Here is a 21,074-nt window from a genome sequence, read left to right as displayed (position 1 = left end):
CTAATTGCGCACCAGCGACACCAGCCACCTGCGGCCAAACAACGCGAGGATCGCGATCGCGTAGACGATTGCGCCCCCGACGGCCAACAGGACCAGCGTCAATTCGTCCCGGAACGCCTGCGTGGAGGGAAAAGTCGTCGCGCTGAAGCGCGCGATCAACCAAAAGGCAGCGGCCAGAATGAGGCCGGTCAGCAGGAATTTGGCGACCGACAATAGCCAGGCGCGGTCCAGCACGAGAAAGCCTCGCCGCACGGCGAAGAACAGCACCAGCAGCAAATTGGTCCAGACCCCGACGGCTGTCGCGAGCGCGAGGCCAATCTGGGCGAGCGATCCCATCAGGACGACCTTCAGGGCGACATTGACCGCGATGCCGGTCAGCGAGGCCCGGACCGGCGTTGCCGTATCCTTGCGCGCATAGAAGGTCGCGACCGCGCTGCGGATCAGCACGAAGGGGATCAGGCCGATCGCGTAGGCGGCGAGCGTTGCACCTGCCGCGGCCGCATCGGCCTTCGAGAACGCCCCGCGGGCGAACAGCGCGCGCATGATCGCGTCAGGCACGGTGATGAAGGCCGCGACGAACGGCACTGAGAACAGCAGCGTGAAGTCGAAGGCACGGCGTTGCGCCTTCATCGCACCGTCGTGGTCGTTGGCGGTGATCCGCCGCGACATCTCTGGTAACAGCACCGTGCCGATGGCGATGCCGATCACACCGATCGGCAGCTGGTTGAGGCGGTCGGCGTAATAGAGCGCCGACAGCGCGCCTGCGGGCAGGAACGTCGCGATGATGGTGTCCGCGAACAGCGCGACTTGCGTGCCCATCGAGCCCAGCGTCGCCGGGCCTAGCGCTTTGAAGAAGCCACGGACGTCTTCATCGAGCCTGAGCGGTGCGAAGCGCGGCAGGCCGCCGTGGCGGGCCAGATCGCCGGCGAGCAGGACATATTGCAGGAAGCCGGAGATCAGCACGCCCCACGCCGCCGCGTGCCCTGCGGTCGGAAACCAGGCGGCGACCGCCAACGTCATCATCATCGAGATGTTGAGAAAGATCGACGCCGCCGCGGCGCTGGCAAAGCGCTGCATCACGTTGAGCATGCCTCCATAGAGCGTCACCAGCGTGATCAGCAGGAGATAGGGAAAGGTGATTCGGGTCAGTTCGATCGCGAGCTTGCGCTGCTCGGCATCCTCGGAAAATCCCGGTGCAAGTATGCTCATGGCTTGCGGCATGAACAGCCAGGCGACGATCAGCAGCACGATTTGCGAGGCCAGCAGCAGCGTGAAGATGCGGTCGGCAAACAGTCGCGCCGCCCCCTCCCCGCGCTCGCCGTGAACGTGGGCATAGGCCGGCACCCAGGCCGCATTGAAGGCGCCCTCGGCGAAGATCGCACGGAAATGATTGGGCAGCCGCAGCGCCACGAAGAAGGCGTCGGCCACGGGGCCCGCGCCGAGAATCGCCGCGAGCATGATGTCGCGGGCAAACCCCGTCACCCGCGAGAGCAGCGTGTAACCGCCAACCGTGAAGATGCGTCCGAGCATGCGGACCGTTCTAGAGGCTTATCGGGCGGAGGTCGATTGCATCTTGCGATGTGCATCACTGCGCTCTCTCCCCTTGTGGGAGAGGGCTGCTCCGCGGGTAGACACAAGCTCATTGGGATGAGGGGTTTCTCTCCCAGGTTTCGTTGCGGAGAGAGCCCCCTCACCCGTCTCGCCGCTTACGCGGCGAGCCACCCTCTCCCACAAGGGCCCACAAGGGAAAGGGAACGAAGAGCTAAACCCAGAACTCAGCCCGCCAGCGCACCGCGCACGGCGGCGATGACCCGCTCTTGGTCCGCTTCCGTCAAATAAGCGTGCATCGGCAGGCTGATGACGGCCTGCGACAGGCTCTCGCAAGCGGGCAGGCCGCCTTCTGCGACCGGGTAGTGCCTGTAGGCGGTCTGCTGATGCATCGACTTGCCGTAATAGATCGCGGTCGGCACGCCTTGGGCCTTCAGCGCGGCGGCAAAACCGTCGCGGTTGGTGCCCTCAGGCAGGCGGACGGTGTACTGCGCCCACACCGATGTGCTGCCGGGGCTAAGGCGCGGCACGGTGACGACATTGGACAGGCCATGCGCGTAGCGTTCCGCAACCCTGTTGCGGGCAGCGATCTCGTCGTCGAAAATCTTCAGTTTCTCGATCAGGATCGCGGCCTGCATGGTGTCGAGCCGGCCGGTCAGGCCGAGGCGGACGTTGTCGTATTTGTCGACGCCCTGCCCGTGCACGCGGACGCTGCGCAGCGTCGCGGCAAGCTCGTCGTCATCGGTGAAGACCGCGCCGCCGTCGCCGAAACAGCCGAGCGGTTTGGCCGGAAAGAAGCTCGTCGCGGTGGCGAGCGCGAGCGTACCAAGCTTGCGGCCTTTGTAGCTCGCGCCGAACGCTTGCGCGGCGTCGTCGAGCACGAACAGCCCTTCGGCCTTGGCGATTTCGGCGACGGAATCGTGATCGGCAGGCTGGCCGAACAGGTCGACCGGAATGACCGCGACGGGCTTGAGCCCCGCCTTGCGCGCAGTCACGATGCCGCGCTTCAGCGATTCCGGGCTCATGTTGAAGGTCGCCTCGTCGACGTCGACATAGACCGGCGTCGCGCCTGTCCGCGCCACCGGCGACGCCGTCGCGATGAAGGTGAAGGACGGACACAACACGGCATCGCCGGGCCCGACATTCTTCGCCATCATCACCATCAGGATCGCGTCGGTCCCGCTGGCGCAGCCGATCACGTGCTTGGCGCCGCAATAGGCGGCAAGCTGCTTCTCGAGCTCGAAGACCTCAGGGCCGTTGACGAACTGGCAATGGTCGAGAACCCGCTTCACGGCGGCATCGAGCGAGGCGCCGAGCCGGCGGCGCTGCGCGCCGACATCGATGAAGGGAATGGGATCGGAACGCAGATGCTGGTTCATGGCGCTTTGCTGGTTTTCTCGCGAAGTTGAGAAGTCGAGATGGATAGAATTAGCCGGCGACGCGGCGCGGGGCCTTGCGGGCAGGCGCCGTGGCCGCGGGCCGCGATGGCGTCTCCAGGCACCGCGTCGCGATCTCGAGGCTGGCGACGCCTTCATCGCCGGTCACCGCCGGCGTCTCGCCGTTAGCCACTGCCTTCAAGAACGCGATCAACTCGGCGCGGAGCGGCTCGTCATGGCCGACCGGCAGATGCCGCATCGAATAGCTGCCGTCAGGCTTGAAGCCGAAGCATTCGGTGACCTGGCGCGTCAACAGATCACCCATCACGTATTTGCCGCGCGTCGCAACCGTGACGCTGCGCGCCTTGAACGGCGTCAGCCAGTTGGTGTTGATGTGGGCGAGCACGCCGCTCTCCGTGCGGAACTGCAACAGCGCAATGTCCTCGCGCTCGGCGACCGCGCTCGACAGCTGCGGCTGCACCTCAACGATGTCGGACTCGGTGAACCAGCGGATCAAATCGATGTCGTGCACGGCAAGGTCGATGACGACGCCGACATTGGACATGCGCGGCGGGAACGGGCCGACGCGGGTAATCGCGATCGACAGGATGTCCTCGCCCGCGATCGCCTGCTTGACCGCGGCAACCGCCGGATTGAAGCGCTCGACATGACCGATCATCAGCGTGACGCCGGCCTTTTGCGCAGCGGCGACGATCTCACGGCCCTCTTCGACCGTCGATGCGATCGGCTTCTCGACAAGCACGTGGATGTTCTTGGCGATGCAGGCGAGCGCGATCTCGTGATGCAGATGGGTCGGCGCCGCGATGGTGACGGCATCGGGGCCTTCGGCGAGGAGCTGGTCGAGCGTCTCGAAGCCCGGGCAGCTCGCAAGCTCGATGGTGCGCGTCCGGTGCACCGGCGAAGGATCGACGATGCCGACCAGACTGACGCCGGGAAGGCCGCTAAGCACGCGCGCGTGGTTACTGCCCATCACGCCTGCGCCAATGACGCCGACACGCAGGCCGGCCTTTGCCGGTGCAGATCCTTTGGAACTCATTGATAGAACCCCGATTCAACCCAAATCCCCGGCGCCGCTTCTAGCACGGGCGCCACATTTGTGGCGAACGCCGCGCTAGCCAGCCGGACACGATTTGATTCAAAAAATTACACGTTCCCCGGGTCTTGAGCCGGAGCAGATGCGCTCTTTCGACCCGGGCCGCGTGATTCGGAGCTTGCTGGTTACGACCTTTGATAGTCGTCTTCAATCCGGATGATGTCGTCTTCCCCGAGATAGCTTCCAGTCTGGACCTCGATCAGCTCCAGCATGATTTTACCGGGGTTCTCCATCCGGTGAACGGCGCCCATCGGAATGTAGATCGACTCGTTCTCGTGCACCGCTTTCACGGTGTCGTTGACCGTCACCTGTGCCGTGCCCCGCACCACGATCCAGTGCTCGGCACGATGGTGATGCTTCTGCAGCGACAGGCGGCCGCCCGGCTTCACCACGATGCGCTTGACCTGGTGGCGCGCGCCGTTGTCCACGGACTGGTAGCTGCCCCAGGGCCGGTGCACCTTGAGATGCTCCTCGGTGACCTTCGGCGCGACCGCCTTCAGCTTGGCCACGAGACGCTTCAAGCCGTTGGCGTCCTTCTGGCGCGAGACCAGCACCGCGTCCGCAGTCGCGACCACCACGAGATCGTCGACGCCTTCGAGCGCGACCAGCGCGGAATCCGTCGTGACGTTGCAGTTGCGGGAATCTTCGAACACCGCGGTGCCGTGCGCGGCGTTGCCTTGCGCGTCCTTCTCCGACAACTCCCACACCGCGAGCCAGGAGCCGACATCGGACCAGCCGCAGGACACCGGCACGACTGCTGCACGCGAGGTCTTTTCCATCACCGCATAGTCGATAGAGATCGCCTTCGCCGCGCCGAAGGCCGCGGGCTCCAGCGTCACGAAGCCGAGATCGCGGCCGGCATTGGTGACGGCGCTCGTAACCGCCTCGATGCTCGCCGCATCGACCCTGCGATATTCGTCGAGCAGCACGCCGGCCGGGAACATGAAGTTGCCGCTGTTCCAGAGATAGCCGGAATTGACGTAGTCCGATGCCTTCACCGCATCCGGCTTCTCGACGAAGCGCGCGACCGCATGCACCTCGCCCGATATCACCTCGCCCGGGTTGATATAGCCGTATTCGGTCGCCGGCCGCTCCGGCTTGACGCCGAACGTGACGATGCGCCCGGCATTCGCAGCCGCAAGGCCTTCGTGGCAGGCGGCGACGAAAGCAGCATTGTCCCGCACCACGTGGTCGGCGGCGAGCGCGAGCACGATCGCCTCGTTAGCGCGGCTCTGCGCGAACACCGCACCCGCAGCGATCGCAGGTCCAGAATCGCGCCGCATCGGCTCGAGGATCACGTCGGCCTCGATCCCGATCTCGGTGAGCTGCTCCAGCACCATGAAGCGATAGGCCGCATTGGTGATGACGATCGGCCGGTCGAACAGCGAGGGATCGGAGACGCGCAGCAGCGTGTCCTGGAAGGTCGAGCGGGCGCCAAACAGCGGCAGGAATTGCTTGGGCCGCACCTCGCGCGAAGCTGGCCACAGCCGCGTGCCGGCACCGCCGCACATGATCAGGGGGATTATGCGTTTGTCCATCGTCATCTCAAACCTTGAAATAGTCCCGATACCAGGTGACAAAGTTACGGACCCCAAGCTCGATCGGCGTTGATGGCGCAAAGCCGGTGTCGCGCATCAGATCCTCGACATCCGCGAACGTTTCCAGCACATCTCCCGGCTGCATCGGCAGCAATTCTTTGATCGCCGTCCGGCCCAGCTCCCGCTCCAGAAGACCGACGACGTGCATCAGTTCCTCCGGATGGTGATTGCCGACATTGTAGAGCTTTGACGGCGCATTTGCGGCAGCCGGATCGTCCGCAGGCACAAGATCGATCAGCCTGGATACTACACGCGTTACATCATCAATATAGGTGAAGTCGCGGCGCATCCTGCCATGGTTAAAAAGCCGGATCGGCCTGCCCGCCATAATGGCATCTACAAAGAGAAACATGGCCATGTCGGGCCGTCCCCACGGCCCGTACATGGTAAAGAAGCGCAGGCCCGTGACCGGCAGCCGGTAGAGATGGCTGTAGGACTGCGCCATCACTTCGTTCGCCTTCTTGGTCGCGGCGTAGAAGCTCACGGGATGGTCAGTGCGGTCCTGCACGGCGAATGGCATTTTTGTGTTGGCGCCATAAACGGAGGATGACGATGCGTAGACGAGGTGACGACAGCCATTGTTGCGGCAGCCCTCGAGCACATTGAGAAAGCCCTGCAGATTGGAATCGGCGTAAGCATGCGGCTGCTCGATCGAGTAGCGCACGCCGGCCTGGGCCGCGAGATGCACGACCTTGGCAAATTGATGTTGCGCAAACAGCGCCGCGATCATGTCACGATCGGCGAGGTCGGCCTCGACGAAGGAGAAACCGGGCTCCTTCTTGAGCAGTGCAAGGCGCGCTCGCTTCAGCGCCGGATCGTAATAGCTGTTGAGATTGTCGAGCCCGACGACGGACCGGCCTTCGGTCAAAAGCTGGCGGGCAACGTGAAAGCCGATGAAGCCGGCAGCGCCCGTGACCAAAATCGCCTGATCCGTCATCCTGTTCCCCAGGGATCCCTTGCCCGCAAAGCCTGTTTAGCCGCCGCATCGTGGAGGTCGCAATAGGCCTGCCGCTCCTCATGGAGGCCTTTCAAACGCCGCTGCACAGCGCGTTACACACGGCTATTGCAAGATCGGCGCCAAAACCATACCAAAGCGGCCGAATTCGGCGCCTCGCGTCGGGTTGCCTCCAATCTTCGCAAACCTGTTCATGCGGGCGAGATGCGCCGAATCCTGTTTTCTGCGGCCAAGATCCTAATTTCCGCGGCGCTGCTCTATCTGGCGCTCCGCAAGGTGGACCTGTCCGAACTGTTCTCGCGCTTCACGGTGTCCAGCCTGTTCTGGATCGGCGTGGCGATCGCGGTCACGTTCCTGCAAATCTTCGTCGGCGTGCTGCGCTGGCGCGAGATCAGCGCCGCGTGCGGCGCGCCGCTCGAGCTCGGCCGCGCCATGCGTTACAACGTGATCGGTGCCTTCTTCAACCAGACCCTGCCGTCGGCGATCGGCGGCGATGCGGTCCGGCTGTGGCTGGTCGCGCGCGCCGGCGCCGGCTGGCGCGCGGCGACCTACTCGATCTTCGTCGATCGCGCGATCGGCTTGATCGCGCTCGCGGTGCTCATCGTCGCGAGCCTGCCTTGGAGCTATACCCTCATCACCGATCCGCACGGGCGCTCGGCGCTGCTGCTCATCGATTTCGCGGCCCTGGCGGGTGGCCTCGGTTTCCTGATCTTCGGCGCGTTGAAATGGCGGTGGCTGAAGACCTGGTGGGCAACGCATCACATCCACGCCTGTGCCGTGATCGCCAATCGCGTGATCTTTAGCGGCAGCCGCGGACCGATCATCGCGGTGCTGTCGGTCCTCGTTCACGTGCTTGCCGTCGTCGTCGCCTGGTGCGTCGTGCAGGCGATCGCCGCGCCAATCAGCTTCGGCCAGATATTCCTGCTCGTCCCGCCGGTGATGCTGATCACCATGATGCCGATCTCAATCGCGGGCTGGGGCGTGCGTGAAGCCACGATGAGCCTCGCCTTCGGCTTCGCCGGACTCGCCGCAAACGAAGGTGTCAACGTCTCGCTGCTGTTCGGCGCCGTATTCTTCATCGTCGGCGCGATCGGCGGCCTGGTCTGGATCCTCAGTGCGGAGAAGGCCGCGCAAGGGTCGGTCCCGATCGGAGTGCCCGAGTGAGCTCGGCCGCCGACGCCCTCGCCGCCGTGCCGTCGCTGCTTGCCGTCGCAATCGCGGCGCTGGTGTCGGCGCTCATCACCTGGACCAGCCGTCCCCTGCTCCAGCGCTACGCGCTGGCACGGCCGAACGCGCGGTCCTCGCATCGCATTCCGACCCCGCAGGGTGCGGGCATCGCCGTGATCGCGGCGACGCTCATCGTCGCCTCGCTCTTTGCGAGCGTCGCGAACGTCGCGATCCCGCCGGCACTGGTCGGTGCGACGGTCTTGATCGCGCTGGTCGGATTCGCCGACGACATCGTGTCGCTGCCAGTGTTGTTGCGGCTCGTCCTGCAGGCCGCGGCCGTCGGTGCCGTGGTGTTCACTGCGCCCGAGACTGCGCGCATCGTTCCGGCGCTGCCGCTTGCGCTGGAGCGCGGCCTCATCCTGCTCGCAGGGGTCTGGTTCGTGAACCTCGTCAACTTCATGGACGGGCTCGACCTGATGACGGCCGCGGAAGTGGTGCCGGTCACTGCGGCGCTGCTGCTGCTGGGATGGCTGGGCGAGCTGCCATGGCCGGCCGCGCTGGTCGCGGCGACGCTGTGCGGCGGTATGCTCGGCTTTGCACCGTTCAACCGTCCGGTGGCAAAAGTCTTCCTGGGCGATGTCGGCAGCTTGCCGATCGGCCTTTTGCTTGGCTGGTGCCTGCTCGAGCTCGCTTTTCGCGGGCAGATGGCCGCGGCACTGCTGCTGCCGGCCTATTATCTCGCCGATTCCACCATCACGCTGTTTCGACGGATCGCGCGGCGTGAGCCGTTCTGGTCGGCGCACCGCACGCATTTCTACCAGCGCGCCACCGACAACGGTTTCATGGTCCCGCGGGTGATCGGCGAGGTCTTCCTGCTCAACCTCGTGCTCGCCGGGCTCGCCATCCTCACCATCCGTGCCGCCACGCTGGCGGTCACCACGAGCGCACTTGTGGCCGGCGCGCTCGCGGTCGGATTCGTGCTGTACCGCTTCTCGCGGTCTCAGGGCTCCTGATCCGACACCGCCAGACGCAAGCCCTCCTCGAGGGTGACCTGCGGCTGCCAGCCGGTTGCGATCGCCTTCGAGATGTCGAGCTCGAGCGAGCCGATCAGGCCGTCATGCATATCCTGACGGCCGGTCACGCGCAGGGCCGCGCTGAGCAGGTTTGGCGGTATGCCGAACAGCCGAGGGCGCTTGCCGGAGGCTCTCGCCAGGCACGCGATGAATTCGGGCGTCGAGACCCTTTCCCTGTCGGCCAGCAGGAAGATCTCGAAATTGCTCGTGGGGTCGGGATGGTCGAGCCGGTGCAGGATGAACGACGACAGGTTTTGCACGCATAGAAAGTTGCGGCGGTTGCGGATCCCCGCAAAGGGCAGCGGCAGCCCCAGCCTGACCGCGCGCGCCAGCAGCGGGAAATTGCCCTTGGCGTGTGCGCCGTAGATCAGCGGCGGCCTGATCACCGAGATTTTCATGTCGCTGTCCCGCGCCAGCGTCCTCAAGCCCGCCTCGGCCTCGGCCTTGGACGCGCCGTAGAGACCACGCGGCGTCGGGACATCGCGCTCGCTGAACGGGGCACGGCCCTCGTTGCTGCGGCCGTGCACCAGAACAGTGCTGATGAAGATGAAATGGCGTACGCCGGCCGTCGCTGCGCAGCGCGCCAAGTGCAGTGTGCCCTCGACATTGACCTTGCGGTAGAGCTCGACCGCGCGCTCGTCGTTCTTGTAATGCACACGCGCGGCGAGATGGATGACGGCGTCGACGCCGTCAAGCGCGGCCCGCCAGTCGGTTTCGGGGCCGATCGATTCGATCACGACCTCGTCGCCGGCCCCTTCCGGGCTGCGCACCGCGCGGCGGACCGACCAGCCCTCACGCGTCAATGCACGCACGACATGACGGCCGATGAAGCCACTCGCTCCCGTCACCAGCGCGACCGGCTTTGTCTCGCTCATCATTGCTCCGACAGAACAGCGTTGCGCAACCATCCGTCGACCGGCACGATCAGGCCGCGGTCGACCCGAATTCGGGAACCGCATCCTTCAGGATGGTCCTGATGGTGGCGCGATCGTCGCGCGCGATCGCCTGCTCTAGCGACGCAATCCATTTGCGCAGCGTCTGCATCGGCGGTTCGTTCGGCTGCGCCGCCATAATGCCGGCAACGCCAATCTCGCGGGTCGGCTCCTCGGAGGCGAATAGGATCTCGTACAGCCGCTCGCCCGGCCGCATGCCCGTGAACACGATGTCGATGTCGTAGCCGGGCTCAAGGCCCGAGAGGCGGATCATGCGCTCAGCGAGCTCGACAATCTTCACCGGCTGTCCCATGTTGAGGACGTAGACCGAGACATCCGGCCGCGTCTGTCCGAGTGCGTGCGTCGCCGCCGTGATGACGAGATCGCAAGCCTCCCGGATGGTCATGAAATAGCGGACCATGTCGGGATGGGTGACGGTGACGGGGCCGCCGGCCTCGATCTGGGCTTTGAACTTCGGCACCACCGAGCCGTTCGAAGCCAGCACATTGCCGAACCGCACCGAGATCAGCCGCATCGGCGGCCTGGCGCCGCCGCTCGCTACTGCCAGATCATGGTCGAGCGCCTGGCAATACATCTCGGCGAAGCGCTTGGTCAGGCCGAGCATCGATACCGGCTCGATCGCCTTGTCGGTCGAGATCATCACCATCGCTTCGGCGCCTGCGGCAAGCGCGGCATCGGCGACGTTGATCGAGCCGAAGATGTTGGTCTTGACTCCCTCGCTCCAGTCGCGCTCGAGGATCGGCACGTGCTTGAGGGCCGCGGCGTGAAACACGATGTCCGGCTTGAACTCGGCCATGAGGCGTATGATGCGCTCGCGGTCGCGGATGTCGGCAATCCGCCCTTCGATCGCAGCGCCGGAGCCGTGCGCGGCGAGCGTCTCCGTGACGGCGTAGAGTGCCGGCTCGGAATTCTCCAGAATCAGCACGCGTGCAGCACCGAAGGTGACCACGCGCTCGCATATCTCGGATCCGATCGAGCCGCCGCCGCCGGTGACGATCACCGCCTTGCCCTTGATCAGCGCTTCCAGGCGCGCATAGTCGATCTTCTCGCTCGGCCGCAACAAGAGATCCTCGACCGCGACCGCAGTGAGCCGTGGCGCCTCGCCGCTCTCCAGCGAGGGCATGCGGCTCACGATCACGCCTAACTTGCGTGCCCGCATCAGGACCGATTCGGGATGGGCTTCCGGCTCGAACGCCGACGACGTCATCACGATGCGGGCGATCGGCTTGTCGCGCTTGGAAAAGTCCGCGATGACGTCCTCGAAATCGTCGATGCCGCCCAGCACCGGCACGTTGCGGATGAGCTGGCCCAGATCGGCGCGCGAGGGCGACAATATGCCGACCGGCCAGATCCGCTTAATCGCCCCGCTCTCGATGCCGCGCAACAGCACCTCGGCATCCGCAGTCCGGCCGATCAGCAGCGTCGGCGCGGCGTCCTCGGTGCGCGCATGACGCCGCACCCGCGTATAGCGGAAGTAGCGGTAGGTCATGCGCAACGCGCTGAGGAAGCCGATCTCGAGAAACCAGTAGAGGACGATGGTCACCTTGCCGACGAAGAAGCTGCCGCGGACGTTGGGCGCGACGAAGATGTAGTCCAGCACCAGCAGAGCGAGCGTCAGCACGGTCGCGGCGCGGATGATGTTCAGCGCATCCGGCAGCGAGATGAAGCGCCACTTCGTCGTGGTCAGGTTGAAAAGGAAGAACACGACCACGGCCAAGCCGAGGAAGTAGGGTAGGATGTGGAACAGGAGCGGCAGGCGCGCGAAGAAGTCGTCACCACCCTCGAATCGCAGATAGAAGGCGGCAAAAAGTGCCGCCGTGGTCGCAAGCACGTCGTGCAGCGCGATCAGGAAATTGCGCGAGGTGAGATGCGAAAGACGCGTCATCCGCCGGCCGATGAAACCCAGTTAGGTGCAACCTGACGGCGCTGATAGCCCATCTCGGCAAGACATGCCAGTCAGAGCGTAGCAACCGCGCGCCGGCCGTTCAGGAACCGCAGTCCCCCGCCTTCGCATCCGCCTGTCGTGCCCGGATCACCATCCCGCCGGCAACGCCGACGCCGATGACGTACATCCAGCCCTCGTGGAAGTCGAACAGATGGGAGTTGAACAGCGAGGTGAAGACGTTCTGCACCACCACCAGCAGCCCGATCCAGTCGGCAAGCCCCTCGCCGCGAAACAACAGCAGATGCAGGATCCAGATCGCATAGAGAACGGCGATGCCGACAGCGCCCCATTGCACGGCGACGTTCAGCGTCTGGTTATGGGGATTGCCGATCACTTCGGCGGATGCCTGGTACTGACCGCGGGGCGTCGCGACCCGCTGGAACAATCCGCGCGTCGAGCCTGTGCCGTGGCCGAAGATCGGCGCCTCCGCGAAGAAGCCGAGCGATTTCCGCCAGAACTCGAGCCGCATGCCCATCGAGGTCGGCTCGCCCCTTTCCACATAGCCGGTGTAATCCCTGGCGAACCTCTCGGCGGTCTGCCGCAAATGCGGCGAAGCCTGCCAGGCCAGAACGGCGCCGGCGAGCAGAACGGCGGCAACGATCGCTATGCTGCGGCCTTTGAGGTGAAGCAGCGCGAACACGCCGAACAGAATCGGAATGGTGACGAGCGCGGTGCGCGATACCACTACGAAGACCATGTTGACGAAGAAACTGAGTGCGAGCGCGGTGAGTAGCCCGGCGAGCCAGTAGCACTTCTGGCGCAGCAGCATCACGATTGGATAGGCGAGCGCGACCGCGCATAGCGTGAATTCCTGGCTCTGGTCGATGTAGTTTTTGACGAAGATGCCGCGTTCGGGCGGGTCGGTCTTGAGCGCGAGGTTGGGATAGAAGGCGACCAGCCACGACATCACCGACAACAGCGCGCAGGACACCAGGAACGCGACGATCACCCAATGCCCGCGCCGCGAGCGCTCGAAATGGTAGAGCAGGACGGGCAGCACGAGCAGCTTGACGGTTGGGTTGACCGCATATAGGCGCGCGCCCCAGGACGCGTCCGACCACAGCGTCCCCGCCAGCGCGAGAACGACCAGCGCAATCGGCGCAACGCAGATGGGACGCTTCAGCGACTGCAGGAATGCGCGGACGTCGAGAAACGGCACCATGCACAGCAGCATGAGGGCATTGAATATCCCCGCGAGCGATGTCGACCAGGGCAGCGAAGCCGCGGTCAGCACCGCGAATATGTCGACCGTCTCGCACCAGGCCGCCGGGCTGCGCAGGCGCCTCAAGAGCATATGGCTCGTCGTCTCGCGGGCGAGCGCCGTCACTTGCTCCCTCCCCGCGCGCGATGCACCAGCGCGGTGGTGCTGAAGCCCTGGAGGATGTCGACCAGCACGACCGTCCCGCCCGTGGCCTCGACGATCTCGTGGCCGACCACCTGCTCGCGGGTATAGTCGCCGCCCTTCACCAGCACAGCCGGCTTGATCTTGGTGATCAGCTCGATCGGCGTGTCCTCCTCGAAGATGACGACGAGATCGACGGCCTCGAGCGCGGCCAGCACCTCGGCACGCGCGCGCTCGTCCTGGACCGGACGATCGGCGCCCTTCAGCCGCCGCACCGACGCGTCGCTGTTGAGACCCACGATCAGGCGGTCACAGGCGGCCCGCGCCGCGGTCAGCACCTTGACGTGGCCGGGGTGGAGGATGTCGAAACAGCCATTGGTGAAGCCGACCCGCTGGCCCTGCCTCGCCCATTCGGCGAGTTGCGCGTCCAGCGCGTCCGGCTCGAGCACGATCTTCACCTCGGCGGCGAGATAGGCGTGGGGCAGGATCTTTCGTCGCAGCTCGGCCGCGCTCACGGTGGCGGTGCCCTGCTTGCCGACGGCGACGGCGGCGGCGGCATTGGCCATGCGCAGCGCCGTGTCCCAGTCCGCGCCCGCTGCGAGCGACACCGCAAGCGCCGCGGCGACGGTGTCGCCGGCACCGGAGACGTCGCGCACCTTCACCGGGAACGCCGGAACATGGACCGCCTCGCCGCTGCGCGGCACCAGCGTCATGCCGTGCTCGCCCAGCGTGACCAGGATCGCCTCGCAATCGGCGAGCCGCATCACGTCCTCGCCGGCATCGGCGATGCTCTGCGTGCTGTCGGCGCGGCTCCGCGTCGCCTCCGAAAACTCCCTGCGGTTGGGCGTGAGCAGCGTGGCGCCACGATAAATCGCCCAGTTCAGGCTCTTGGGGTCGACGATGACGGGCTTGCCGAGCTTTCGCGCGGCGTCGATGGTGTGGCGGATCACGCGTGCGGTCAGCACGCCCTTGGCGTAGTCGGACAGCAGCACGACGTCGGCGCGCGCGATCTGCGGCAGGATCGCCTCGATCAGCTTCGTCTCGGTCGCATCGGAGGCAGGCCCCGCCTGCTCCCAATCGGCACGCAGCATGTGCGTGGAAAAATGCTCGGAAACAAAGCGGACTTTTCGCGTGGTCGGGCGCGAGGCGTCGCTCACCAGAACGCTGTCGATGCCGGCGTACTCCGCCAGCGCCGAGGCGAGCCGCCTGCCCGCATCGTCCTCGCCGATGAGCCCGACGAAGATGCAGCGCGCGCCGAGGGAGGCGACGTTGCGCGCGACATTGCCGGCGCCGCCGATATGGATCTCGCTGCGCTGTGCCGAGATCACCGGCGCGGGCGCTTCCGGCGAGATTCGCGACACCTCGCCATAGACGAACTCGTCCAGCATGATGTCGCCGATGCACAGCACCGTGCGGCCGCTGATGGCTTGTGCGAGAGCATCGAAATCGAGGATGGGTGTCGGCATGATCTTTGGGCCTCAGGTCCTTGGGGCCTCAGCGGAAGCGGTCGGGCCGGTCGAGATAATCCCCGACATAGGCCTTGACCGCGTCCTCAAGCGTCGTGAAGCCACCGTTATAGCCGGCGCGGTGGAGACGATCGACCTTGCTCTGGGTGAAGTATTGATAGCTGCCCCGGATCGCCTCGGGCATGTCGATGTATTCGATGTTGGGGCTTTTGCCGAGGGCTGCATAGGCTGCCAACATCAGGTCCTTGAAACTGCGCGCCTTGCCGGTCCCGACGTTGAAGAGGCCGGAGACCGACGGCGTCGCCAGCAGCCACATGACGACGCGCACGACGTCGTCGACATAGATGAAGTCGCGGCGCTGGTCGCCGTCGGCAATGCCTTCGCGATGCGACTTGAATAATTGCACGACGCGGCCCGCTTTCACCTCATCGAAGCGGCGCGCCAGCACGCTCATCATCGAGCCCTTGTGGTATTCGTTGGGGCCGAACACGTTGAAGAATTTCAGGCCCGCCCATTGCGGCGGGAGCCGGTCGCCCCTCGCTACGCGCTCGGCAACAGCGAGGTCGAACAGGTGCTTGCTCCAGCCGTACAGATTCATCGGCCGCAGCTTTTTCAGCGCCGGCAGCGAGGAATCGTCGTCAAAGCCATCCGCGCCATCGCCATAGGTCGCGGCCGATGAGGCATAGATGAACGGCACCGCATTGGCCGTGCACCAGTCCAACAGGCGCATCGAGAGCCGGAAATTGGTCTCGATCACGAGATCGCCGTCGGTCGCGGTGGTCTCGGAAATCGCACCAAGATGGATCATTGCGTCGAGCTTGCGGCCCTTCAGCCAGCCCTCCAGTTCGGCCGGCGGGACGATATCCACAAGCTGCCGCTTGGCGAGATTGCGCCATTTGCCGTCAGAGCCGAGGAGATCGCAGACCACGACGTCGCTGCGGCCGGCCTGGTTCAGCGCGGCGACGACGTTCGATCCGATAAAACCGGCCCCGCCGGTCACCAGCAACATTCCACCTACCTGCCCGATTTTCTGAATGCCCGGTCCTGCCGTAGCGCATGATCTGCCAAAGTGTAAGCGGTTTTGGGATCGTTCCTCAGCCGGCTTTACCTGCTGGCTGGGAGCGGCTAACCGAGCGCCCTTATCAGCTCGCCCGATTGTATTAAGAATGAATCAGAATTCGCAACTTGGTGAACTTGCAGACCGGGACGACACGCGCCCGATCCTGATCATTCCCTACATGTGGATCGGCGATTTCGTCCGGAATCACACCGTCGTGCGGGTTCTAAATCAGCGATGGCCAAACCGGCCGGTCGATCTCCTGACCACCTCGCTGTGCGCCCCGCTGGTCGATTACATGCCCGGCGTGCGTGCTGGCGTCGTTTGGGACCTGCCGCGCGGCCGGCTCGCAATTGGCCGCCAGCTCAGCCTGGCAAAACGCCTGCGCGAGCGGAACTACGGCACCGCCTTGGTGCTGCCCCGGACCTGGAAGGCGGCCATCGCGCCCGCGCTGGCGGGCATTCCCGAACGGGTCGGCTTCGTCGGCGAGTTCCGGTTCGGCCTGCTCAACCGCTGGCGCTGGGGCGAGAAGAAGCTGCCGCGCTTCATCGACAAGAACGCCGCCCTCGCCCAGCCCGATGGCGCGCGACTGCCTCCGGAATGGCCGGTGCCGCAATTGCGGGTCCCGGCCGAGGAGATCGCCCGCTGGCGGCAGGCCAATGGCCTCGGCGCCGGCGCAGCCGTAGCGCTGGCCCCCGGCTCGGTCGGTGTGTCCAAACGCTGGACCTACTATCCCGAGACCGCCCGTTTGCTGGTCGAGCGCGGCCTGGAGGTCTGGGTGGTCGGCGGCCCCGCCGAGAAAGGCCTCGCCCAGGAGATCGTCGCGGCCGGCGGCGCGGGGGTGCGAGACCTCACCGGCAACGATCTGCGCAACGGCGTGCTGGCCATGGCCGCCGCCGGCGTCGCGATCTCCAACGATTCCGGCCTGATGCACATCGCAGCCGCCCTGGGCACGCCCACCATGGGCATCTTCGGGCCAACCGACCCCTATCTCTGGGCCCCACTGAACGGCCTTGCCGCCACCGTGGTTCAGAACAAGAGCGTGCTGTCCTGTCAGCCCTGCCAGAGCACGATCTGCAAGATGAACGACCACCGCTGCATGCGCGACATCGCGGCGGGCGAGGTGGTCGCGATTGCGCAGCGGGTGCTGAGTGAAGCCGAAGCGCGGGCGACGACGTGAGCGATCCGGCCATTGCCGATGATGACATCCTGCCAGTGTTTTTGCCAGACAAGTCAAACACGATTCGAAAAATCCGCAAAACATCGCGCCGGCGGCCAACCCGTTGATTTTGCTACTCCCGGCTACTGTGCATGGGGTTGTTTTCGCGCTTTTTGTTTGGCGTCGTGAAAAAAACCGGTTCAGAGCAGCGGCCGATAGATCTCGCCGATCCGCGCCGCCTCCGCATCCAGGCTGAACTTTGCGAGCACCCGCGCCCGCCCGCGCGCGCCCATCGCGGTCGCGGCGTCCACATCTCGCATCAACGGCTCCAGCGCGGCGACCAGCGCATCGACATCGCCCGGCGGCACCAGCACGCCGGTCACGCCATCCTCGACCACGAGTTCGGCCGCGCCGGCGCGTGCGGCGACGAGGGCGCTGCCGGCCGCCATCGCTTCGATCAGCGTCAGGCCAAAACCTTCGTTGCGTGAGGTGAAGGCGTAGATCGTCAAGCGTTGATACCAGCGCTGCACCGCTTCGATCGGCAATTCGCCTGTGATGACGATGCGCGATTGCAGGCCGGCTGTCTCGATGCGCTGCTTCAGGTCGTTGGCAAAGCGCGTCTGCTCGGGCGTGACCTGGCCGACGATCACAGCGGAGAAATCCGGATGGCGCGGCAGCAGCCGGCACATCGCATCGACGAATACGTCGGTGCCCTTCTGGGCGCGCACGCGGCCGAAGCAGCCGATTGCGTAGCGGCCGGGCAGCGCGGCTTCGGCGAAGGCCGCGGCGCGATCTGTCGGCGGTGCGTAGACGTCGGTGTCGACACCATGCGGGATCACGGTTGCCTTCACTTTCAGGAAGGATGCCGAGATGTCGCTCGTTGCGATGATCGCATCCATGCGCCGGATCAGCCAGCGCGTGATCCAGCTGTGATGCCGCTGCGCCGCCGAAGTGAACACGAGCTTCAGGGGCCAGCCGAGCGCGCGCAACGCGACGCCGGCGATCATCTCGTTGTTGCGCCGCGCATGCCAGATCAGCGGCGCCTTGCGCCGCCATAGCTTCAGAAAATCCGCAGCGCTCAGGCGGCCGATCCCCGCCGGCGCATCGGAGCCGAACCAGGCCGCGCGAAATAGCCTTGCGAGCCGCGGCGCCACCATCCGATTGGTCGCGGTGACCCCGGAATAGCGCCTGTGCAGATTTGGCACGATCACTTCGAGATCGCCGGGGAAATTCGCCACGTCATGCTCCGTTTCGAAAGATCCCTATACGCAACATTAAGCATAGTGACCAGTTCAGCCGCGCCGATACCCCCTCTTCACCACGCGGGCGGTAGTTTTAGGCGTTGATCGAAGACGGGTGAGATCATGACTGTGCTAGTCACCGGCGGCGCCGGCTATATCGGAAGTCACACGGTCCTGGCGCTGGCGGAAGCCGGCGAGGACGTCGTCGTGATCGACGATCTCTCCACGGGTTTTTCCACCTATCTGCCGGAAGGCGTGCCGCTGTTCATCGGCGATGCCGGCGACGAGAACCTGCTCGAAGGCGTGATCGCGCAGCACGACATCGAGAGCATCATCCATTTCGCGGGCTCGGTCGTCGTGCCGGATTCGATGCGCGATCCGCTCGGCTATTATCGCAACAACTTCATGACCTCGCGCAATCTGCTCAACGTCGCGGTCAAGCGCGGCATCAGCCGCTTCATCTTCTCCTCGACCGCCGCCGTCTACGGCGATCCTGACCAGGTGCCGGTGCCCGAGCATGCGCCGACGCGACCGCTGTCGCCTTACGGCTCGTCGAAGCTGATGACCGAAATCATGCTGCATGACGTCGCTGCCGCCTACGGCATGCAATATGTGACCTTGCGCTACTTCAACGTCGCCGGCGCCGATCCGCAGGCGCGCATCGGCCTTGCCACCGCCGGCGCCACGCATCTGCTCAAGATCGCAGTTGAAGCCGCGACCGGCCAGCGCGCCAAGATCGACGTGTTCGGCACGGACTATCCAACCCCGGACGGCAGCTGCATCCGCGATTTCATCCACGTGACCGACCTCTCGCAGGCGCATCGCTCGGCGCTGGCCTATTTGCGCAATGGCGGCGCCTCGACGACGCTCAATTGCGGCTATGGCCGTGGCTATTCGGTGCTGGAGACCATCGACGCGGTGCGGCGGGTTTCGGGCCGCAGCTTCGCCGTGCAATACGCCGCGCGCCGGCCTGGCGACATCATGACCATGGTCGCCGACACCAGCCGCATCCGCGGCCTGCTCGACTGGCACCCACAGTATGATGACCTCGAGACCATCGCCGCGCACGCTCTGGCATGGGAGGACAAGCTGTTCCGCGAGCGCCATGGCGAGCTCCGCCACGCCGTCTCGGCCTAGAATCAACCCGAGCGCAAGCCCTTAATTGGGCTTGAAAAACTGTAGCCGAGCGGGCACAGAGGCCCATCGATCCCTGACGCACGGGCAGGCTTTGTCCCGCGCCGTCAATGGACACCGGATGGCCCAGTTCCCAAAGAAAATCACTGACGACCCCTATGCAGCAGCGGTGTTGATTCGCCGCCTGGTCTTGGAACAAGGGGTCGTTTACTGGAGGCGCTACCTCGTCGCCTTCGCGCTGATGGCGCTCGCCGCCGGCGCGACCGCAGGCGCGACCTACGTGCTCGGCCAGGTCATCAATCAGGCCTATGTCGACAAGAACATTCCAGGCATCGCGATGTTTTCGGCCATCACGGTGGTGCTGCTGTTCATCAAGGGCGTCGCGACCTACGGCCACATGGTGATCTTGACCAAGATCTCCAACGCCATCCTCGCTACCAACCAGCGTCAGCTCTTCGCCAAGCTGATGCGCGAAAGCGTCGGCTTCTTCTCCGAGCGGCATTCGTCCGAATTTCTGGCGCGGCTGACCGCCGGCGCCAAGTCCATCACCGACGTGCTCAACATGCTGGTCAACGCCGTCGGGCGTGACCTATTGATGCTGCTTGCTATGATCGGCGTGATGGTATGGCAGGACCCGATGATGTCGTTCATCGGCCTCGTCGCGGTGCCACCTGCGATGCTGGTGCTGCGCAAGCTGGTCAAGCGCATCAAGGGTCTCGCGCATAACCAGTTCACCGGCACCGCCGATATCATGGAAACCATGCAGGAATCGCTGCAGGGCATCCGCACCGTGAAGGCGTTCACGCTCGAAGACACCATGCAGAAGCGCATCGACGAGAACATCGCGATCGTCGAGCGCAATGCCAACAAGATGGCCCGCGTCGCCAACCGCTCCAATCCGCTGATGGAGATGCTAGGCGGATTCGCCGTTGCCGGCTGCCTGCTCTATGGCGGCTACAGCGTGGTCGCGCTCAATGCGACGCCCGGCGCGTTCTTCTCTTTCATGACGGCATTCCTGATGGCGACCGAGCCGGCCAAGCGGCTGGCGCGGCTCAACATCGACCTGAACAGCCAGTTGGTCGGCGCGCGCATGCTGCTCGAGGTCGTCGACAGTCCGGCGAGCGAGCAGTCCGATGACGACAAGCCGGCGCTGAAGCTGTCAGATGCCCGCATCGAGCTGCGCGACGTGAGCTTCTCCTATCGCTCAGGCGAGAGCGTGCTCAACCGCATGAGCTTCGTCGCCGAGCCGGGCAAGGTCACCGCGCTGGTCGGCCCGTCCGGCGGCGGCAAGTCGACCGTGCTGGCGCTGCTCTTGCGCTTCCACGAGGTGACGCAAGGCGAGATCGTGATCGACGGGCAGTCGATCTCGTCAGTGTCGCGAAAATCACTCCGAGCCCAGACCGCCTATGTCGGCCAGGACGTCTATCTGTTCCGCGACACCATCCGCAGCAATATCGCCTTCGGAAGGCCGGGCGCGAGCGAACAGGAAATCATCGAGGCCGCAAAAGCGGCCTGCGCACATGATTTCATCATGGGTTTCCCGCTCGGCTACGACACGCCCGTCGGCGAGCACGGCACGCAGCTGTCGGGCGGCCAGCGCCAGCGCATCGCGGTGGCGCGTGCGTTGATCAAGAACGCGCCGATCATCCTCTTGGACGAAGCCACCGCCGCGCTCGATTCGGAGTCCGAGCGGCAAGTGCAGGAGGCGATCGAGCATCTCTGCCAGAACCGCACCACCATCGTGATCGCGCACCGCCTGCACACCATCATGCACGCAGACCGCATCCTGGTGGTCGAGGGCGGCGAGATCGTCGAGCACGGCCGGCACGACGATCTGCTGCGCCGCGGCGGGCGCTATGCGTCGTTCTTCCGCCTGCAGCATCACCATTCCGGCGCTCTGGCGCCGATCAGCGCAACCGCATAGAGTTCCTTGTCAACCTCAAGAG

16 protein-coding genes are annotated in these 21,074 nt (G+C 65.1%); 5 read left to right on the top strand and 11 right to left on the bottom strand.

The window, feature by feature from the left end:
- The 5 genes from murJ to IVA87_RS17215 all read right to left on the bottom strand — a co-directional run bounded on the left by murJ (position 1) and on the right by IVA87_RS17215 (position 6,573).
- A complete protein-coding gene (murJ, locus tag IVA87_RS17235; protein ID WP_247334375.1) occupies positions 1 to 1,530 on the bottom strand; it encodes a murein biosynthesis integral membrane protein MurJ in 1,530 nt (509 codons plus the stop codon).
- 245 nt (positions 1,531 to 1,775) lie between these two features.
- The gene (locus IVA87_RS17230; RefSeq protein ID WP_247334374.1) at positions 1,776 to 2,927 is read right to left on the bottom strand and encodes a DegT/DnrJ/EryC1/StrS family aminotransferase; all 1,152 of its coding nucleotides are present in this window, start codon (positions 2,925 to 2,927) and stop codon (positions 1,776 to 1,778) included.
- A 49-nt stretch (positions 2,928 to 2,976) separates the two neighbouring features.
- Complete coding sequence (locus IVA87_RS17225; RefSeq protein ID WP_247334373.1) at positions 2,977 to 3,981, bottom strand: Gfo/Idh/MocA family oxidoreductase; 1,005 nt, start codon at positions 3,979 to 3,981, stop codon at positions 2,977 to 2,979.
- 182 nt (positions 3,982 to 4,163) lie between these two features.
- Positions 4,164 to 5,576 (bottom strand): mannose-1-phosphate guanylyltransferase/mannose-6-phosphate isomerase, encoded by a 1,413-nt coding sequence (locus IVA87_RS17220; protein ID WP_247334372.1) that lies wholly within the window; start codon positions 5,574 to 5,576, stop codon positions 4,164 to 4,166.
- A gap of 7 nt (positions 5,577 to 5,583) precedes the next feature.
- Positions 5,584 to 6,573, bottom strand: a complete 990-nt coding sequence (locus IVA87_RS17215; protein WP_247334371.1) for an NAD-dependent epimerase — start codon at positions 6,571 to 6,573, stop codon at positions 5,584 to 5,586.
- 222 nt (positions 6,574 to 6,795) lie between these two features.
- Here IVA87_RS17215 and IVA87_RS17210 point away from each other — a divergent pair, with 222 nt between their 5' ends.
- Positions 6,796 to 7,755, top strand: coding sequence for a lysylphosphatidylglycerol synthase transmembrane domain-containing protein (locus tag IVA87_RS17210; protein WP_247334370.1), 960 nt, complete (start codon positions 6,796 to 6,798; stop codon positions 7,753 to 7,755).
- Positions 7,752 to 8,771: a glycosyltransferase family 4 protein gene (locus IVA87_RS17205; protein WP_247334369.1), complete on the top strand. Its 1,020-nt coding sequence runs from the start codon at positions 7,752 to 7,754 to the stop codon at positions 8,769 to 8,771. Before IVA87_RS17210 ends, IVA87_RS17205 begins: the two co-directional genes overlap by 4 nt.
- Here the strand turns inward: IVA87_RS17205 and IVA87_RS17200 are convergent.
- The 5 genes from IVA87_RS17200 to rfaD form a co-directional block, all read right to left on the bottom strand.
- Positions 8,759 to 9,706, bottom strand: a complete 948-nt coding sequence (locus IVA87_RS17200; protein WP_247334368.1) for an NAD-dependent epimerase/dehydratase family protein — start codon at positions 9,704 to 9,706, stop codon at positions 8,759 to 8,761. The two genes, IVA87_RS17205 and IVA87_RS17200, sit on opposite strands and share 13 nt — an antisense overlap.
- Positions 9,707 to 9,755: 49 nt before the next feature.
- Complete coding sequence (locus IVA87_RS17195) at positions 9,756 to 11,669, bottom strand: SDR family NAD(P)-dependent oxidoreductase (RefSeq protein WP_247334367.1); 1,914 nt, start codon at positions 11,667 to 11,669, stop codon at positions 9,756 to 9,758.
- Positions 11,670 to 11,769: 100 nt separating this feature from the next.
- Positions 11,770 to 13,056, bottom strand: a complete 1,287-nt coding sequence (locus IVA87_RS17190) for an O-antigen ligase family protein (protein WP_247334365.1) — start codon at positions 13,054 to 13,056, stop codon at positions 11,770 to 11,772.
- On the bottom strand, positions 13,053 to 14,537 hold the full coding sequence (gene rfaE1 / locus IVA87_RS17185) for a D-glycero-beta-D-manno-heptose-7-phosphate kinase (RefSeq protein ID WP_247334363.1): 1,485 nt from the start codon (positions 14,535 to 14,537) through the stop codon (positions 13,053 to 13,055). Before rfaE1 ends, IVA87_RS17190 begins: the two co-directional genes overlap by 4 nt.
- Before the next feature lie 28 nt (positions 14,538 to 14,565).
- Positions 14,566 to 15,546, bottom strand: coding sequence for an ADP-glyceromanno-heptose 6-epimerase (gene rfaD / locus IVA87_RS17180; protein ID WP_247334361.1), 981 nt, complete (start codon positions 15,544 to 15,546; stop codon positions 14,566 to 14,568).
- Positions 15,547 to 15,703: 157 nt separating this feature from the next.
- Between rfaD and waaF the strand changes: the two genes are divergently transcribed.
- Entirely contained in the window at positions 15,704 to 16,774 is a 1,071-nt protein-coding gene (gene waaF / locus IVA87_RS17175; protein WP_247334359.1) for a lipopolysaccharide heptosyltransferase II, read from the top strand.
- Positions 16,775 to 16,953: 179 nt separating this feature from the next.
- Here the strand turns inward: waaF and IVA87_RS17170 are convergent, their stop codons facing one another.
- Positions 16,954 to 17,991 (bottom strand): glycosyltransferase family 4 protein, encoded by a 1,038-nt coding sequence (locus IVA87_RS17170; protein ID WP_247334357.1) that lies wholly within the window; start codon positions 17,989 to 17,991, stop codon positions 16,954 to 16,956.
- Between the two features lie 126 nt (positions 17,992 to 18,117).
- On the opposite strand from IVA87_RS17170, the gene galE reads away from it, so the two are divergent.
- Together galE and IVA87_RS17160 are read left to right on the top strand one after the other, a co-directional pair.
- The gene (gene galE / locus IVA87_RS17165) at positions 18,118 to 19,131 is read left to right on the top strand and encodes a UDP-glucose 4-epimerase GalE (protein WP_247334355.1); all 1,014 of its coding nucleotides are present in this window, start codon (positions 18,118 to 18,120) and stop codon (positions 19,129 to 19,131) included.
- A gap of 118 nt (positions 19,132 to 19,249) precedes the next feature.
- Positions 19,250 to 21,052, top strand: coding sequence for an ABC transporter ATP-binding protein (locus tag IVA87_RS17160; RefSeq protein ID WP_247334353.1), 1,803 nt, complete (start codon positions 19,250 to 19,252; stop codon positions 21,050 to 21,052).
- Positions 21,053 to 21,074 lie beyond the last annotated feature (22 nt).

The sequence above is a fragment of the Bradyrhizobium sp. 147 genome, from assembly GCF_023073935.1.
Lineage (GTDB): Bacteria > Pseudomonadota > Alphaproteobacteria > Rhizobiales > Xanthobacteraceae > Bradyrhizobium.
This window is presented reverse-complemented; position numbering and strand designations above follow the sequence as displayed.

Coding starts and splice junctions, on each gene's coding strand:
- murJ (WP_247334375.1), bottom strand. CDS start 1,530: ATGCTCGGACGCATCTTCACGGTTGGCGGTTACACGCTGCTCTCGCGG.
- IVA87_RS17230 (WP_247334374.1), bottom strand. CDS start 2,927: ATGAACCAGCATCTGCGTTCCGATCCCATTCCCTTCATCGATGTCGGC.
- IVA87_RS17225 (WP_247334373.1), bottom strand. CDS start 3,981: ATGAGTTCCAAAGGATCTGCACCGGCAAAGGCCGGCCTGCGTGTCGGC.
- IVA87_RS17220 (WP_247334372.1), bottom strand. CDS start 5,576: ATGGACAAACGCATAATCCCCCTGATCATGTGCGGCGGTGCCGGCACG.
- IVA87_RS17215 (WP_247334371.1), bottom strand. CDS start 6,573: ATGACGGATCAGGCGATTTTGGTCACGGGCGCTGCCGGCTTCATCGGC.
- IVA87_RS17210 (WP_247334370.1), top strand. CDS start 6,796: ATGCGCCGAATCCTGTTTTCTGCGGCCAAGATCCTAATTTCCGCGGCG.
- IVA87_RS17200 (WP_247334368.1), bottom strand. CDS start 9,706: ATGAGCGAGACAAAGCCGGTCGCGCTGGTGACGGGAGCGAGTGGCTTC.
- IVA87_RS17195 (WP_247334367.1), bottom strand. CDS start 11,669: ATGACGCGTCTTTCGCATCTCACCTCGCGCAATTTCCTGATCGCGCTG.
- rfaE1 (WP_247334363.1), bottom strand. CDS start 14,537: ATGCCGACACCCATCCTCGATTTCGATGCTCTCGCACAAGCCATCAGC.
- rfaD (WP_247334361.1), bottom strand. CDS start 15,546: ATGTTGCTGGTGACCGGCGGGGCCGGTTTTATCGGATCGAACGTCGTC.
- waaF (WP_247334359.1), top strand. CDS start 15,704: ATGAATCAGAATTCGCAACTTGGTGAACTTGCAGACCGGGACGACACG.
- galE (WP_247334355.1), top strand. CDS start 18,118: ATGACTGTGCTAGTCACCGGCGGCGCCGGCTATATCGGAAGTCACACG.
- IVA87_RS17160 (WP_247334353.1), top strand. CDS start 19,250: ATGGCCCAGTTCCCAAAGAAAATCACTGACGACCCCTATGCAGCAGCG.